Source organism: Ruegeria aquimaris (genome assembly GCF_025751555.1).
Taxonomy (GTDB): domain Bacteria; phylum Pseudomonadota; class Alphaproteobacteria; order Rhodobacterales; family Rhodobacteraceae; genus Ruegeria_B; species Ruegeria_B aquimaris.
In genome coordinates this window covers 50,063-65,312 of sequence record NZ_JAOWLB010000001.1, presented here as the reverse complement: position 1 = coordinate 65,312, position 15,250 = coordinate 50,063, and the positions used below count along the sequence as shown (strand labels likewise).

General features: G+C 62.0%; 12 protein-coding genes and 1 tRNA gene. 9 read left to right on the top strand and 4 right to left on the bottom strand.

Going from position 1 to position 15,250, the window contains the following annotated elements; all coding sequences use genetic code 11:
- Positions 1 to 97 precede the first annotated feature (97 nt).
- The 3 genes from OE747_RS00330 to OE747_RS00320 all read left to right on the top strand — a co-directional run bounded on the left by OE747_RS00330 (position 98) and on the right by OE747_RS00320 (position 3,148).
- Positions 98 to 604, top strand: a complete 507-nt coding sequence (locus tag OE747_RS00330) for a thiamine pyrophosphate-binding protein (protein WP_263826621.1) — start codon at positions 98 to 100, stop codon at positions 602 to 604.
- Positions 601 to 1,155 (top strand): sulfopyruvate decarboxylase subunit beta, encoded by a 555-nt coding sequence (comE, locus tag OE747_RS00325; protein WP_263826620.1) that lies wholly within the window; start codon positions 601 to 603, stop codon positions 1,153 to 1,155. The genes OE747_RS00330 and comE overlap by 4 nt, the downstream gene beginning before the upstream one ends.
- Before the next feature lie 148 nt (positions 1,156 to 1,303).
- On the top strand, positions 1,304 to 3,148 hold the full coding sequence (locus OE747_RS00320; RefSeq protein WP_263826619.1) for an adenylate/guanylate cyclase domain-containing protein: 1,845 nt from the start codon (positions 1,304 to 1,306) through the stop codon (positions 3,146 to 3,148).
- Positions 3,149 to 3,190: 42 nt separating this feature from the next.
- Here OE747_RS00320 and OE747_RS00315 read toward each other — a convergent pair whose 3' ends face one another.
- Positions 3,191 to 3,463, bottom strand: coding sequence for an NfeD family protein (locus tag OE747_RS00315; RefSeq protein ID WP_263827081.1), 273 nt, complete (start codon positions 3,461 to 3,463; stop codon positions 3,191 to 3,193).
- Entirely contained in the window at positions 3,463 to 4,353 is an 891-nt protein-coding gene (locus OE747_RS00310; protein ID WP_263826618.1) for an SPFH domain-containing protein, read from the bottom strand. The genes OE747_RS00315 and OE747_RS00310 overlap by 1 nt, the downstream gene beginning before the upstream one ends.
- Positions 4,354 to 4,529: 176 nt before the next feature.
- Between OE747_RS00310 and tgt the strand changes: the two genes are divergently transcribed.
- From tgt to OE747_RS00280, 6 genes are all read left to right on the top strand, one after another.
- Positions 4,530 to 5,660 (top strand): tRNA guanosine(34) transglycosylase Tgt, encoded by a 1,131-nt coding sequence (tgt, locus tag OE747_RS00305; protein ID WP_263826617.1) that lies wholly within the window; start codon positions 4,530 to 4,532, stop codon positions 5,658 to 5,660.
- 277 nt (positions 5,661 to 5,937) lie between these two features.
- Entirely contained in the window at positions 5,938 to 7,014 is a 1,077-nt protein-coding gene (locus OE747_RS00300; RefSeq protein WP_318527288.1) for an alkene reductase, read from the top strand.
- 305 nt (positions 7,015 to 7,319) lie between these two features.
- A complete protein-coding gene (gene lon, locus OE747_RS00295) occupies positions 7,320 to 9,731 on the top strand; it encodes an endopeptidase La (protein WP_263826616.1) in 2,412 nt (803 codons plus the stop codon).
- Positions 9,732 to 9,878: 147 nt separating this feature from the next.
- The gene (locus OE747_RS00290; protein ID WP_263826615.1) at positions 9,879 to 10,376 is read left to right on the top strand and encodes an HU family DNA-binding protein; all 498 of its coding nucleotides are present in this window, start codon (positions 9,879 to 9,881) and stop codon (positions 10,374 to 10,376) included.
- A 19-nt stretch (positions 10,377 to 10,395) separates the two neighbouring features.
- Positions 10,396 to 10,470: transfer RNA gene (locus OE747_RS00285), tRNA-Val, on the top strand.
- A gap of 347 nt (positions 10,471 to 10,817) precedes the next feature.
- Positions 10,818 to 11,951: a response regulator gene (locus OE747_RS00280; RefSeq protein WP_263826614.1), complete on the top strand. Its 1,134-nt coding sequence runs from the start codon at positions 10,818 to 10,820 to the stop codon at positions 11,949 to 11,951.
- A 33-nt stretch (positions 11,952 to 11,984) separates the two neighbouring features.
- Here the strand turns inward: OE747_RS00280 and OE747_RS00275 are convergent, their stop codons facing one another.
- Positions 11,985 to 13,319 carry a cytochrome P450 gene (locus OE747_RS00275; protein ID WP_263826613.1) on the bottom strand — a complete coding sequence of 445 codons (1,335 nt, stop codon included), beginning with the start codon at positions 13,317 to 13,319 and terminating at the stop codon, positions 11,985 to 11,987.
- Between the two features lie 332 nt (positions 13,320 to 13,651).
- Positions 13,652 to 15,040, bottom strand: a complete 1,389-nt coding sequence (locus OE747_RS00270) for a sensor histidine kinase (protein WP_263826612.1) — start codon at positions 15,038 to 15,040, stop codon at positions 13,652 to 13,654.
- Positions 15,041 to 15,250 lie beyond the last annotated feature (210 nt).

Here is a 15,250-nt window from a genome sequence, read left to right as displayed (position 1 = left end):
TGCGGGTTTGAAATCGGATCGAAACCGGGCGGGGGGCGCTTGTGCCGCCCGTCCGTTTCGTTAGCTTCGCCGCCACATGCGTGAAGGAGAGAAGCCAGTGTCGATAGACGCGAGGATAGTGGACGATCTTGTGGCCAACGGGATCGAATTTGTGACGACAGTGCCCTGCAAGCAGCTGGCGGGTGTGATTGACGAGGTGGACCGGCGCGAGGGGATCTTTCACATCCCGTCCAACAAGGAAGACGAGGGCATGGGGCTTTGCGCCGGTGCATGGATGGGTGGCAAGCGCCCGGCCATCATCATGCAGAACACGGCCATCGGCGTCACCATCAACACGCTGGCCACGCTGATCCAGTATTACCGGATGCCCTTGCCGATGCTGATCTCGTACCGGGGCGAGCTGCGCGAGCCGGTGGCCTGCCAGGTCGAGATGGCGGTGCATACCAAGGCGCTGCTGGCGCAGCTGAACATCCCCACCTACCATTTTCACCGGCAAAGCGATGTCGAGGAGCTCGACATGATCCTGAAATACACCTTCATGTGCTCGAAGCCCGTGGCGATCCTGACCGACGCCAATTTCTGGGGAGGCTATGGCGACCAATGATCCGTTCCGAAATCCTGCGCGAGATCGCGCCCATCCTGCGGGACCAGCTGGTGGTCTGCAACATCGGCATTCCCAGCCAGGAGCTGCATGCGATCGATGACCAGCCCAGCAATTTCTACATGCTGGGCACGATGGGGCTGGCCTCTTCCATCGGGCTGGGGCTGGCGCTGGCGCAGCCCAAGACGGTGATCGTGATTGATGGGGATGGCTCGGTGCTGACCAACCTGGGTACCCTGCCGACGATCGGCAACAACGCGCCCGGCAACTATATCCTGATGATCATCGACAACGGCTCTTATGGCTCGACCGGGGACCAGCCGACCTATACCGGCAAGAAGACCGACCTGGCCGGGATGGCGCGGGCGGCGGGCTGCGACAATGTCGTTGTTGTTCAGGACGTTGACACCGGCCCGGCGCTGCAAGCGGCGATCGAGGGCGGGCAAGCCACGGTGCTGGTGGTGAAATGCGACAGCGGCAATGCCAAGATGCCGGTCATCACCATGGACCCCGTCATCATCCGCGACAGATTCATGAAGGCTGTCCGCGCCTGACAGGCTAGGATCGCGGCGCGGCGCGCCGCGTTCCTCCCGAATTGACCGTTTTGTACCCCCCTGACAGCGGCGATTGACCGTTTTGTACCCTGCGATCCAGGTCGATTGCGGCCGTTCGGTCTGCTAGGATCAGGCAACAGAGGGGCGCATGGAAAGACGGATCGCTGCCATTCTTGCTGCTGACATGGTCGGGTTCAGCCGCCTCGTCGAAGCCGACGAGATCGGCACGCTTGAGCGGCAGAAAGCCTATCGGCTCGACCTGATCGATCCGCTGATCGAACAGTTCCGGGGACAGGTTGTCAAACTGACCGGTGACGGGCTGATTGCCGAATTCTCCTCGGTCGTGGCTGCCGTGCAATGCGCGCTGACCCTCCAGCGCCAGGTCACGGCGCGCGAGCAGGGCCAACCGGAGGACCGCCGGATCCGTTACCGCGTGGCGGTCAACCTGGGTGATGTGATCTTTGACGAGGGCGATGTCTATGGCGATGGGGTGAACATCGCGGCCCGGCTGGAGCAAATGGCCGACCCCGGCGGCATCGTGGTTTCGGGCCCCGTCTTTGACCTGCTGAAATCGAATGTCGATGCCCATTACGAACCGCTGGGGGAGAGGCGGCTGAAGAATATCGCAACGCCGGTCCGTGTCTATCGGGTCGTGCCCGGCGCGGCGACGGGTGGTTCGGTGACGGGCAGGGGGCGACGGCGCTGGCCGTTGCTGGTCGGGCTCAGTGCGGCGGTGGCCGTGTTGGCGGTTGCGGTCTGGATGGTCTATTCCTCGGTGACGCGAGCACCGACAGACATTGCCTCGGACAAACCATCGCTGGCGGTTTTGCCGCTGGACAACCTGAGCGGCGACCCCTCGCAGGATTGGTTTGCCGACGGTTTGAGCGAAGATCTGACCACGGACCTGTCACGGCATCCGGGGCTGTTTGTTATCGCCCGCAACTCGGCCTTTGCTTCGGCGGAAACGGCGCGTGACCCGGTCGAGGTGGCGCGCAGGCTGAAGGTGGCCTATGTGATCGAGGGCAGCGTCCGACGGGTGGGCGAGACTCTTCGGATCAATGTGCAACTTGTCGACGCCGGTACCGGCGGGCATGTCTGGGCTGAACGGTACGACGGCACGCCCGAGGATGTTCTGGCGTTCATGGACGGTGTGTCCGACGCTGTGCTGGGAGCTTTGAAACTGGCCTATCCTCAGAACGGCAAGACCGCGTCCACCGGCGAAACCGGCAATGCCCGGGCATTCGATGCGTTTCTGGAGGGCTGGGGGCACTACAAGCAGTCCACTCCGGCCGGTTTGCAGGCGGCGATCCCGTTGTTTGAACGGGCGTTGGAGCTTGATCCGGATTACGGACGCGCCCATGCCGCGCTGGCGGCCACCTACTTTCAAGCATGGGAGACGTTCAGAGGCGGTCTTTTGGGGTATGAAATGGAGCAGCGTCGAGCCCTGATGGTGCTGTCCGAAAGCAGCCTGGAGAAGGCTTTGCTGCATCCGACAGGTCTGGCCCATCAGGTTGCGGCGCAGATTCACCGGCTGAATGGCCGCCAGAAGGACATGCTGCGTTCGGCGCAGGCGGCGGTTGCGCTGGAACCGGGAGACCCCGAAGGCCATGCGGTCCTGAGTTTTGCGCTGGTGTTGGACGGGCGCGCGGCAGAGGGGCTGGAGGCCATTGAAACGGCAATGGTCCTCGAACCTCTTTACCCGGCCGATTACCTTCTGGCGAAGGGCATCGCATTGTTTCAATTGCGGCGATATGAAGAGGCGGTTGACGCGCTGGAACGCACTCGCGCACGGGACCCGGTCAATCAGGGAGTTCCGTTGTACTGGCTGGCGGCCGCCTATGGCCAATTGGACCGGCAGGACGCGGCGAATGCCGCGCGGCTGGCCAACCGGACACGGACAACCGTCGACGGGCTGAAGCTCTATCTGCCGTTCCGGCGCGCAGAAGACTGGAACCGCCTTGCGGAAGGGTTGCGCAAGGCGGGATATCAATAGGCGCGGGGTGCGGGCGGAATCTGTGACCGTTCCAGTCCGGGCTCAGCCGTTGATGTCGTCCTTGAAGCGTTTCACCTGGCCATGGGGCAGGGCGAATGTCCGGCGCAGGATCAGCCAGGCGGCGAGCGACAGGGCGGCGAAGATCAGCAGCAGCACCGGCAGCGACGGGGCGACCGCGAGCAGCAGCAGCCCGGTGAGGGCCGCGCCTATGGCAAAGCCCAGGAAGATGAAGCCGGGCAGCAGCATTTCGACCACGCCCAGCACCAGCGCACCGGCAAGCCAGAGCCACCAGACGGACCAGAGCGCACCCGTCATCATTTGCCCCCTTTCAGCAGCTTGAAGGCGTCGCCAAAGGCTTCGAGCGCGTTGGCGGGCAGGATGATGGTCTGTTTCCCGGCGCCATTGCCCAGGGCATTGAGCGCCTCGACCTGTTTCAGCGCCACCTGGTATTGCGCGGCCTCAAGCCCGTGGGCGGCGATGGCGCGGGCCACGACCTCGGTCGCATAGGCCTCGGCCTCGGCCTGGATGCGGCGGGCCTTGGCGGTCTGTTCGGCGGCGTAAAGCTCGGCATCTGCGTTAAGCTCGACCGCGCGCTTGGCGCCTTCAGCCTTGGTCACCTGGGCGCGGCGTTCACGCTCGGCGTTCAATTGTTGCAGCATGGCGTCGCGGGTGGCCTGGTCGAGGTTCACATCCAGGATCTCGGCCCGGGTGACCTCGATCCCCCAATCGTCCACCGCGTCCTCGACCGAAGCCTTTATGGTGGAAATCAGCTGCGCCCGGTTCGATTGCACCTCGTCCAGGTCCATCTTGCCGATCTCGGCCCGCACGATGCCGGCCACGGTGGTAGAGATGGCGCCGTCGACATCGCGGATGCGATAGACGGTCTTTTCCGGTTCGGTGATGCGGTAGAAGACGGATGTGTCCACCTGCACCAGCACGTTGTCCTTGGTGATCGCGTCCTGGCTGGCGGTGGGGAGTTGGCGTTCGAGGATCGAGATCTTGTGCCGGACCACATCGAGGAAAGGCACGATGAAGTTGATACCTGGCCCCAGCACCGCATGCAGCCGTCCGAAGCGTTCGACCACGAATTTCTCGGATTGGGGCACGATGCGGATGCCCTTGAGAATGACCACGACGATGAAGATCGCGGCAGCGAGATAGAAGATGTTCTGGGTGACGAGTCCGATGATCTGGTCTTCGGTCATGCTGTGCCCTCGTGCTTTGTGTACTATGGTATACATATGGGGCGTGTCTTGCCGCCGTTCAATACAGGTATGGGCTGTATCGCCCGCCGCGCAAAGGGGGAATTTGGGCGCGCGGCTTGCATTGCGGGCGCGCTTGAGGCAAAGCCTGCCCGGTTGACCCGAGCCGCGAGGATGAGATGAGCGAGCGTTTCTCTTTTGACCTGCATGCCACGGATGGCAAGGCGCGGACCGGTGTGATCCAGACGCCGCGCGGCGCGGTGCGCACCCCGGCCTTCATGCCGGTGGGCACGGCGGCGACGGTCAAGGCGATGATGCCCGAGAGCGTGCGCGCGACCGGGGCCGATATCCTGTTGGGCAATACCTATCACCTGATGCTGCGGCCAACGGCCGAGCGGATTGACCGGCTGGGGGGGCTGCACAGGTTCATGAACTGGGAGCGGCCGATCCTGACCGACAGTGGCGGGTTCCAGGTGATGTCGCTGGCGGGGCTCCGGAAGCTGACCGAGAAGGGCGTGACGTTCAAATCCCATATCGACGGCTCCAAGCACGAGCTGACGCCGGAGCGCTCGATGGAGATCCAGCGCCTGTTGGGCAGCGATATCGTGATGTGTTTCGACGAATGCCCGGCGCTGCCCGCCGACCGCGACCGGATCGCGGAGTCGATGCGGCTGTCCATGCGGTGGGCCGAACGCTCGCGCGCGGCGTTTGGCGACCGGCCGGGGCATGCGCTCTTTGGGATCATGCAGGGCGGGCTGGAGCAGGATCTGCGCGAGGAGAGCGCCGAGGCGCTGAAGGCCATCGGGTTCGAGGGCTATGCCGTTGGTGGTCTGGCGGTGGGCGAAGGACAGGCGGCGATGTTCGACTGCCTCGACTATGCGCCCGGTTTCCTGCCCGAGGACAAGCCGCGCTACCTGATGGGGGTGGGCAAGCCCGACGATATCGTCGGTGCCGTCAAGCGCGGCATCGACATGATGGATTGCGTATTGCCCTCACGCTCGGGGCGGACCGGGCAGGTGTTCACCCGCCACGGTGTTCTCAATATCAAGAACGCCCGCCACATGGACGACCCGCGCCCGCTGGACGAGGCCTGTACCTGTCCCGCCTGCAGCAATTACAGCCGCGCCTATCTGCATCATGTGTTCCGCAGTCAGGAGATCATCAGTTCGATGCTGCTGACATGGCACAACCTTCATTACTTCCAGGAGATCATGGCGGGCATGCGCGAGGCCATCTCGGCGGGCACCTTTGCCGCCTGGGAGGCGGAGTTCCACGCGGGCCGGGCGCAGGGCGATATCGAACCGCTCTGAGGTCGGGGGCGACCACGGTCCGCGGCCATGCCGGGGCGGCATGGCAGGGTTGCACGGAAAACCCTGTTCTGACGTTTGCGGATTTGCCGGGAAGATTTCCCGGCATGTGAGTAGCTGGAACAAAGCCGCAGTCATCGGGACGAAGGGGTGATTTCTTCCCTGACGTCCATTGCCGGTATGGTCCGGCCGCCCTTGCGCATCCCGGGTCAGGGCATAGCTCTGACTGACCCGGTTGTGGCGCCGATGGCCATGGGCGGACGAGCACAGGAGACCTATCGTGACCGATAAATTGTTTACCCCCCTGAAGGCTGGCGATATCGCGCTGAAGAACCGGATCGTGATGGCGCCGCTGACGCGGAACCGGGCCGATGACACAACCGGTGTCGTGTTCGACCGTCATGCGGAATATTACGCCCAACGCGCCAGCGCCGGGCTGCTGATCACCGAAGGTGCCCAGATCAGCGCCGAGGGCAAGGGCTATATCCAGACGCCGGGTATCCATACGCCCGAGCAGGTGGCCGCCTGGCGCAAGGTGACCGATGCGGTCCATGCAAGGGGCGGCAAGATCGTGATCCAGCTCTGGCATGTGGGGCGGATCTCGCACACATCGCTGTTGCCGGGCGGGCAGGCGCCAGTGTCGGCCTCGGCGCTGGCGGCGAAGGCCAAGACCTTTACCCATAACGGGTTCGAGCATACATCGGAGCCGCGCGCGCTGGAGACGGGTGAGATCGCCCGTGTCGTGGCCGATTACGCCCATGCCACCCGTTCTGCGCGCGAGGCCGGGTTCGATGGTGTCGAGATCCATGCCGCCAACGGCTATCTGATCGAGCAGTTCCTGAAGGACGGCAGCAACCGGCGCGCAGATGAATATGGCGGATCGGTGGAGAACCGGGCCCGGTTCCTGTTCGAGGTGCTGGATGCCGTCGTGGGCGCCTGGGATGCCGCCCATGTGGGCATCCGGCTGTCGCCCTTCACCACGGTAAACGGGATTTCCGAGAGCGATCCGGTCGCCACCTATACGCCGGTGATCGAACGGCTGGACACCTATGGGCTGGCCTATCTGCACATGATCGAGGGGCAGACCGGCGGCGCTCGCGAGGGCGCGTTTGACGATCTGCGCAAGCTCTGGACCGGGACCTATATGGGCAACAATGGCTATGACCGGGAGAGCGCGCTTGCGCGGGTGCGCTCGGGCGCGGTCGACCTGGTGGCCTTTGGCAGGCCGTATATTGCCAATCCCGACCTGGTCGAGCGGCTGGCCGCCGGTGCGCCGCTGAACGCGGGCGATACCGCCACCTATTACGGCGGTGGCGACGCAGGCTATACCGATTACCCGGTGTTGCAGACGGCCTGATCTGGTCGTCTCCCGCCCGGCGGGGCCCTGATCCCGGCCGGGTCGGACGGCGATACGGCGCTCCTGCGCCGGGGGCGCAGATCGCCCCGCCCGCCGTCCCGCAGGAATTTGCCGCCTGATTGCTGCAAGTCGGGTTTTGCGCTCTTGCGGTCGCGGCATACTCGCGTCATGCTGCGCGACACCAATCCGTTTGAGCGGTTGAAAAAGGGGGGCGGGCGCCCCACCTTTACACCCCGAGACAGGAGATGGCCGGGGGTCGCCTATGACAGGGACCGGTGTCATCTTGCCAATGATAAGGATAGAGCATGCAAGAGCCTCTGAACGCCTCTTACCCCGTCCTGCCGCTGCGCGACATCGTCGTGTTTCCGCATATGATCGTGCCGCTGTTCGTGGGCCGCGAGAAATCGGTGCGGGCGCTGGAAGAGGTGATGCAGGACGACAAGCAGATCCTGCTGTCGAGCCAGATCGACCCGGGCGTCGACGACCCCGCCGTCGACGGTATCTATCGCACCGGTGTGCTGGCCAATGTGTTGCAGTTGCTGAAGCTGCCCGATGGCACGGTCAAGGTGCTGGTCGAGGGGCAGGCGCGGGTGAAGATCACCGAATTCCTCGAGAACGAGGACTTCTTTGAGGCGCGCGCCGAGTATCTGACCGAGATTCCCGGTGACGTGACCACGACCCAGGCGCTGATCCGCACGGTGGGCGACGAGTTCGAGCGTTATGCCAAGGTGCGCAAGAACATCCCCGAAGAGGCGCTGTCGGCGGTGGGCGAGACCACCGAGCCCGCCAAGCTGGCCGATCTGGTCGCCGGGCATCTGGGAATTGAGGTGGGCCAGAAACAGGACCTGCTGGAGACCCTGTCGGTCAGCGAGCGGCTGGAGAAGGTCTATGGCCTGATGCAGGGCGAGCTGAGCGTTCTTCAGGTCGAGAAGAAGATCAAGACCCGCGTCAAGTCGCAGATGGAGAAGACCCAGCGCGAGTATTACCTGAACGAGCAGATGAAGGCGATCCAGCGCGAGCTGGGCGATGGCGAAGAGGGTGCCGGCGAGATCGCCGAGCTGGAAGAGAAGATCGGCGCCACCAAGCTGTCGAAAGAGGCGCGCGAGAAGGCCGAGGCCGAGCTGAAGAAGCTCAAGAACATGTCGCCGATGTCGGCCGAGGCTACGGTGGTGCGCAACTATCTGGACTGGCTGCTGTCGATCCCGTGGGGCGTGAAGAGCCGGGTCAAGAAGGATCTGGGCCGCGCCGAAGAGGTGCTGGACGCCGATCACTATGGTCTGGAGAAGGTCAAGGAGCGGATCGTCGAGTATCTGGCGGTGCAGCAGCGCAGCCAGAAGCTGAAAGGTCCGATCCTGTGCCTTGTCGGTCCTCCGGGCGTGGGCAAGACCAGCCTGGGCAAGTCGGTGGCCAAGGCCACCGGGCGCGAGTTCATCCGCATCAGCCTGGGCGGGGTGCGCGACGAGAGCGAGATCCGTGGCCATCGGCGGACCTATATCGGCTCGATGCCGGGCAAGATCATCCAGTCGCTGAAGAAGGCGAAAACCACCAATCCGCTGATCCTGCTCGACGAGATCGACAAGATGGGGCAGGATTTCCGGGGCGACCCGGCCAGCGCCATGCTGGAGGTTCTGGATCCGGAACAGAACAGCACCTTTGTCGACCACTACATGGAAGTGGAATACGACCTGTCGAACGTGATGTTCCTGACCACGTCGAACAGCTATAACATGCCCGGGCCGCTTCTGGACCGGATGGAGATCATTCCGCTGGCCGGGTACACCGAGGACGAGAAGCGCGAGATCGCGCATCGTCACCTGCTGCCGAAGCAGACCAAGAACCACGGTCTGAAGGCGAAGGAGTTCGAGCTGACCGAGGCGGCGCTGACCGACATCATCCGCTATTACACCCGCGAGGCGGGGGTGCGGAACCTGGAGCGCGAGATCGCCAAGATCTGCCGCAAGGCGCTGACCAAGATCCTCAAGAAATCCGCCGAACGGGTCGAGGTGACCCCGGCGAACCTGGAGGATTTCCTGGGCGTGCGGCGGTTCAAGTTCGGGCTGGCGGAAAAGGACGACCAGGTCGGTGTGGTGACCGGGCTGGCCTGGACCAGTGTCGGCGGCGATCTGTTGTCGATCGAGGCACTGCGTCTGCCGGGCAAGGGCCGGATGAAGACCACCGGCAAGCTGGGCGAGGTGATGAAGGAATCGATCGACGCGGCGGCGTCTTACGTGCACTCGATCGCGCCGTCGATCGGGGTGAAACCGCCGCGGCTGAACCGTTGGGACATTCACGTGCACGTGCCCGAGGGTGCCACGCCCAAGGACGGCCCGAGCGCCGGTATCGCGATGGTGACCTCGATCGTATCGGTCCTGACCCAGATCCCGGTGCGCAAGGATATCGCGATGACCGGCGAGGTCACCTTGCGCGGCAATGTGCTGGCCATCGGCGGGCTTAAGGAGAAGCTGCTGGCGGCTCTCAGGGGCGGCGTCAAGACGGTGCTGATCCCGGCCGAGAACGCAAAGGACCTGCCGGAGATTCCGGACAATGTGAAGGAAGGGCTGGAGATCATTCCGGTCGCCCATGTCTCCGAGGTGCTGAAACTGGCGCTGGTGCGGCAGCCCGAGCCGGTGGAATGGGACGAAGTGGCCGAGGAAGAGGCCGCCGCCGCAAAAAGCGCGATTTCGGGCGGTGAGGGGGCATCGGCCACCGCGCATTGATCAGCGGCAGAGATGACGGGAAAGGCGGGCACAAATGCTCGCCTTTCTTGTATTCGGGGAACAGGTTTCAACTATTTCTTCGGACACTGTAGCCAGAATGGCAACAGTTGAGTAACTTGGCGCAAAACGGAACCAAGAGGCGAGATCATGGCAAAACGCACGACCCGGACGCCGAGCACGACCCGGAAAACCACGACCCGAAGCCCGCGCAAGGCGCCCGCCACGCCCGTCGAGACCGACACGCAGGACCCGTCCGAACAATTGGAAACACCGCTGCCCGAAGTGACCAGGGGTCGCGCCGACGACAGCGACACGGGCGTCGAGGATGCCGATCCCGAGGATGCCGATCTGGGGACGGATGGCAACGAGTTGCGCAAGCGCGAACTGATCGACCTGGTTGTTGCCCGGTCGGAGGTGAAGAAGAAATTCGCCAAACCGGCGGTCGAGGCGATGCTGGCAATTCTGGGCGAGGCGATCTCGGACGGGCGCAGTCTGAACCTGTCGCCGATGGGCAAGCTGAAGGTGAACAGGTCCACCGACAAGGGCACCGGGCAGGTGATCATCTGCAAGCTGCGCCGCAGCACACAAGACAGCGCGCCGGTCGAAAAACTTGACCAGGACCCCCTTGCAGAGCCTGCCGAGTAACGCTAATAACCGGCCTCATGGGTGATTAGCTCAGTGGTAGAGCGCTTCGTTCACATCGAAGATGTCAGGAGTTCAAATCTCTTATCACCCACCATCCTACCCCCTTTGTAACTAAAGAAGAACCTTGCAAACAAAGGGCTTTGCCCGCTTGACGGTAACAAAACCGGCTGCAAACGGGGCGCGTTCCGGTCGCTGTTCTGGGGTTCCATGTTCCATCTGGACCGACTCAGCTTTAGCGGGAAAATCGACCATACCGAACGCGTTTTCCGGATCGAGAACAAAGGACCGACTTTCGGGAAACTGTCTCCGAATTCTCGATAACTGTCTAAATTTAAACATAATTTTGTCAAAAATGTAAAATTTATCTGATCAGGTGCCACGTTTTTGGCCCACTCTCTGCCTAGGATGACGGTGAAACTCAGCTGCCATCAGGCCCCAGATATGAAGCACTCGAACCCGGGAAGAGATCAGTTTCAAAAGAAGCTGGAACTGCGCGCGCAGAAGCAGAAACTGCTCAAGGTCTTGATCGTCGATGACGATGAAAGCATCCTGGAGTTGCTGAAAACGGCGTTGACGTCATTCGGCAACTGCAAGGTTTCGACGGCAAGTTCGGCAGAGCGTGCGCTCCGCGCGATCGAGGGCTGTGAGACCCCGTTCGATTGCTTCTTGCTGGACGTTCAGATGCCGCAGGTGAACGGCATAGAACTGTTGCGGCGCATACGCGCGCTGCCAGAGTACCGTGAAACCTCTGTCATCATGATCACCGCCATGACCGAGCGGCACTATGTCGAGGCGGCGTTCCTTGAGGGGGCGACGGATTATGTCAGCAAGCCCTTTGACTTCCTTGAGTTGCGCAGCCGGATCAACTCCGCTCATCTGCTGATGCAGGAACGGATGAAAGCGCAACGGACACTGGAGTCCGCAAGATTTCTTCAGGACGAACTGGACTTCAACCAGCAATTCAACCTGGACGATCCGTTCTCGATCGAGGGTCTGGGCCGGTGCCTGCGCTATGTCGAGTTCGACAACTATGTCGAGCAGCTGTCCCGTGGCCGTCTCTTCGAGTCGTCGGTCATCGCGGTCAAGATCCAGGATGCCGAGTATTTCTTTGATCTCAGCAAATCCGGCGATTTCCGCCGCGCGGTCTCCGACCTTGCGCGCGCCATCCAGATGACGACCAAAGAGGCAAATGCCATCTTCTCGTACAGGGGCAGCGGCGTGTTCCTGGTGGTGACGCACGGGAAAGACGCGACCGGCGCCCTTCCGTCAGAAGACAGGTTGAACCAGGTGTTCGGAACACTGGTCGGGAACCGCAGCGCGACCGGGTGGTTGCGGGTGCTGATCGGCGATCGGGTGTCGATGCGGTCTCTGTCCAAGGCCGGCGCCATGGCCGCGCTTGGCAAGGCGGTCCGGAGCGTGGACGAGCGCGAACAGGCTTTGCAGAAGGACGAGGATACGCATGACCTGGCAAGCGACCCGACCGAACCCGCGATCCAAGGCCGGGAACGCAGGCGGGTTTACGAACGGGTGATGTTCGAACTCTTCGGCGAAGACAGCTATCTTGCGCAGAAGTAAGCGCATGCCTGTTGAGGCGTCACCTGCGGTGGGCTAGGCCGGGGCCACGGTCAGGACCATCGGTCCGCTGGTACGCATGGTGAAGGTCAGCACCGGCTCGGGCAATGGCTGGTCGGACAGGGACAGTTTCACCCGGCGCAGCAGCGATGCCATCAGGATCATGATCTCTGTTTCGGCATATTGCGCGCCGATGCAGATGCGGGGGCCGTCGCCAAAGGGGATGTACTGTCCGCGCGGAAGCGGCGCGCCAAGGAACCGTTCGGGGCGATAATGATCCGGTTCGGGCCACAGGGCCTCGTTGCGATGCAATGAATAGACCGGAAAGAACAGCGCGTCGTTCTTCTTGATCGAGATCCCCTTTATTTCGATATCCTCGGCCGCATCCCTGGCGAAGAAGGCCGCAGAAGGATACAGGCGCAGCGTTTCCTTGATATGCGCCCGCAGCAAGGGCATGTGTTCAAGGTCCTCGAAGCGGATCTTGCCGCTGTCTCGGACCGACAGGATTTCACTGCGAATTCTGCGCTGCATCTCCGGGTGCATGGCCAGAAGATAATACCCCCAGCACAAGGCGTTCGCAGAGGTTTCGTGCCCGGCAACGACAAAAGTGAGAAGATTGTCGACCGTCGTTTCGGCATCCTCGAAGTCGGTTTTCAGCGCTTCGATCATGAAGTCCAGAAAATCACGCGGCGTGTCGCGGTTTTCGGCGCGGCGATGGTCAATCACGTTCCGCGCCAGGTCGCGCATTGTCGTGACCGGCGCCTTGCTGCGGAACCATTTCTTGCGCGGCAACCATTTCGGCAATCCCATCAGGTCGAACAGGGAGATGTCGGAAATGTAGTCGAAGTAGGAAATCAGACCCGTGCGGATCTGTTCTGCGCTGACCTCTTCGTTGCCCGAGAAAATGACCCTAGAGATGTTGGTGAGGGTCGATGCCGGCGCGACCTGGGCAAAGTCGACGGGCCCCGGATTTTCGGCCAGCGAGTCCGCGACCTCGATCCCGGTTTCGGCGAAGTGATCCGAAAGGGTGGGCAGGTTGCGGGCGGAAAAGAGCGGTGAATAGCGGCGCCTTTGTTGACGCCACTTCTGACCCTCGGACAGGATCAGGCCGTTTCCTACCGCCGATCCGATGATATCCTTGGTGAACTTCGCCTTTGGAAACGACCGGCCCTGGCCAACCAGCAGTTCGGTGATCATCTCGGGATCGCAGAAGTAGTGAATGTTCAGCGGCCCGCGGACATAGGTTTGCCGCAGGGTCTCCGCCGGGATCACCTCAAGCATGTTCCGACCGGCCGATCGCGCAAAATCAAGCAGACCAACCGGCTTTTCCGCCAGTCTGGCCGAAACCGGCGCAATGCTGATGTCTTTCATTTCCACAGTTCCAACCGAGTCTGCCAAGGTAAACCTGCCTGTCCGCGCATCCCCCACGGGGGAGGAAAGCCGGGCAAGGTTCAATTTCTGGATTTGCGGCACGCGTTAACGGCGAACAACGGTAAGCAAGACCGCGATAAGGCGGGGCCACTTGGCCCTGTGGGAATCTTAACCCGCGTGCGGCAGGAAGATAAACAATGGAATTCGCCCGGTGCGATTGGCCGCCGAGGTTGAGTCTGATCTACAACACTCCCGCCAGCGACAGGGCTGTGCCCAGGTCCCGCGTCGGGCTCATGGCGGGGTCAAGTGGTCCGTGCCGACCGGGGAAGATCTCATGCCGTTGCGGGATCGGGCACCTTACGGACTTCCGGAAACTCGACATAGAACACCGAGCCGACGCCGACCTCGCTTTCATAGTCGATGATGCCGCCGAAGTGTTCGACGATCTCCCTGGAGATGTTCATACCCAGCCCGGTTCCGCCGGCATGACGTTCGTCAGAGGAATCGATCTGCGAAAAGCGGTCGAAGACCTTGTCCCGGCTTCCGGGCGGAATCCCGATGCCGCGGTCTTTGACATAGATGCGAATGCCGGTATCGGTCCGACGGCAGCCGACGGTAACCCTGCTGCCCTCGGAGGAGAACTTTGCCGCGTTGGAGATCATGTTCGAAAGAACCTGTATCAAACGTGACGCATCCGCGGAGATGTACAGATCCCCCTCATCAGGGCAGTCCTGTTCGATCGTGACCTTATGGGCGCTGGCATAACCCAGATTGCTGGAAATCGCTTCCTGGACGATGGCGCAGACATCGACGGTCCGGATCCGGTACACCATCTCTCCGGCTTCCATCTTTTGAATGTCCAGGATGTCATTGATCAGGGATGCCAGGCGTTGGCTGTTCTTACTGGCCATATCGACAAGGCCCTGCATCTTTTCCGGGACTTCGCCGATGGCGCCCGAGTTGATCAGGTCCAGCGAGCCCTTGATCGAGGTCAGCGGCGTGCGAAGCTCGTGGCTGACCGTTGAGACGAACTGCGATTTCGCAATATAGGCCGCCTTGGTGCGTTCATGCTCTTCCCTGAGCTTTTCGAGCTGCGCCAGATTGGTTCTGTAGAGCCTCAGAAAGACAAACGCACAGTCGATCAGGAAATACATCACAAAAACAACGGTGAAGAAGTGCAACCAGAGTTCCGAGGACAGGTCGGGCCGTTCGACCCAGATGTCCTCGACGACAATCACCATGAACGAGATGCCGTACATGGTCAGCCGGAGGATCATCGCCCAAACGATCTGGTGGTTGTTCATTGCGGCAAAGAGGGCGGCGGCAAACAGGAAAAACAGCGGGGTAAAGTGCCCGCCAGACGGTTGCGCCAGCGCGACCGAGATGGCGTAAAGACAAATGGCGGTCGAATGCAGCACCGTATTGAGCAGAATCCAGGCCAGAGACTCGAAGATCGCCTTGCGCTGATCGGGCCGCAGACGGGCCACCCGTCTGGCAAGGATAAGATCCTGCCCCTCGCAAATCAGGATGCACGAATAGAACAGCAATGCGTTGAAGAAGTCGAAGAAATAGCCGGTGAGAATGGTTGCCGACAGCAGAATTGCCTGACGCTGCCAGATGAGCTCGAAGCTCATGGCAGTGTAATCCTTCATGTTTTGCAGCATCCGCTCGACGGGTTTTTCCGGAACCTGATCAAGCTGCCTTGCGTCTATTGCGGTCATGTTTCCAACTGCGCATTGGGGACATCACGGCAGTGGTATCTGCCGATTGAGGAAGCAGTGGGCCGGAAATGCGGTCACAGTTTGACTGGCTCGGGCCGGTTTCGACAGGGGCGGCTGCTTGGGGGCGCCCAGCAGGGGCGGGAAGGCGTCTATCGGCAGCGGCGTGAGGTCCCGAACTCCGATCCTGCCGCCGGTGCATGGTGCTGCCCG

What these genes read in the sequence shown, in the direction of transcription:
- lon (WP_263826616.1), top strand. Translation starts at nt 7,320, where the DNA reads ATGCAAGAGCCTCTGAACGCCTCTTACCCCGTCCTGCCGCTGCGCGAC.
- OE747_RS00270 (WP_263826612.1), bottom strand. Translation starts at nt 15,040, where the DNA reads ATGACCGCAATAGACGCAAGGCAGCTTGATCAGGTTCCGGAAAAACCC.
- OE747_RS00290 (WP_263826615.1), top strand. Translation starts at nt 9,879, where the DNA reads ATGGCAAAACGCACGACCCGGACGCCGAGCACGACCCGGAAAACCACG.
- OE747_RS00280 (WP_263826614.1), top strand. Translation starts at nt 10,818, where the DNA reads ATGAAGCACTCGAACCCGGGAAGAGATCAGTTTCAAAAGAAGCTGGAA.
- OE747_RS00315 (WP_263827081.1), bottom strand. Translation starts at nt 3,463, where the DNA reads ATGACGGGTGCGCTCTGGTCCGTCTGGTGGCTCTGGCTTGCCGGTGCG.
- OE747_RS00310 (WP_263826618.1), bottom strand. Translation starts at nt 4,353, where the DNA reads ATGACCGAAGACCAGATCATCGGACTCGTCACCCAGAACATCTTCTAT.
- tgt (WP_263826617.1), top strand. Translation starts at nt 4,530, where the DNA reads ATGAGCGAGCGTTTCTCTTTTGACCTGCATGCCACGGATGGCAAGGCG.
- OE747_RS00320 (WP_263826619.1), top strand. Translation starts at nt 1,304, where the DNA reads ATGGAAAGACGGATCGCTGCCATTCTTGCTGCTGACATGGTCGGGTTC.
- comE (WP_263826620.1), top strand. Translation starts at nt 601, where the DNA reads ATGATCCGTTCCGAAATCCTGCGCGAGATCGCGCCCATCCTGCGGGAC.
- OE747_RS00275 (WP_263826613.1), bottom strand. Translation starts at nt 13,319, where the DNA reads ATGAAAGACATCAGCATTGCGCCGGTTTCGGCCAGACTGGCGGAAAAG.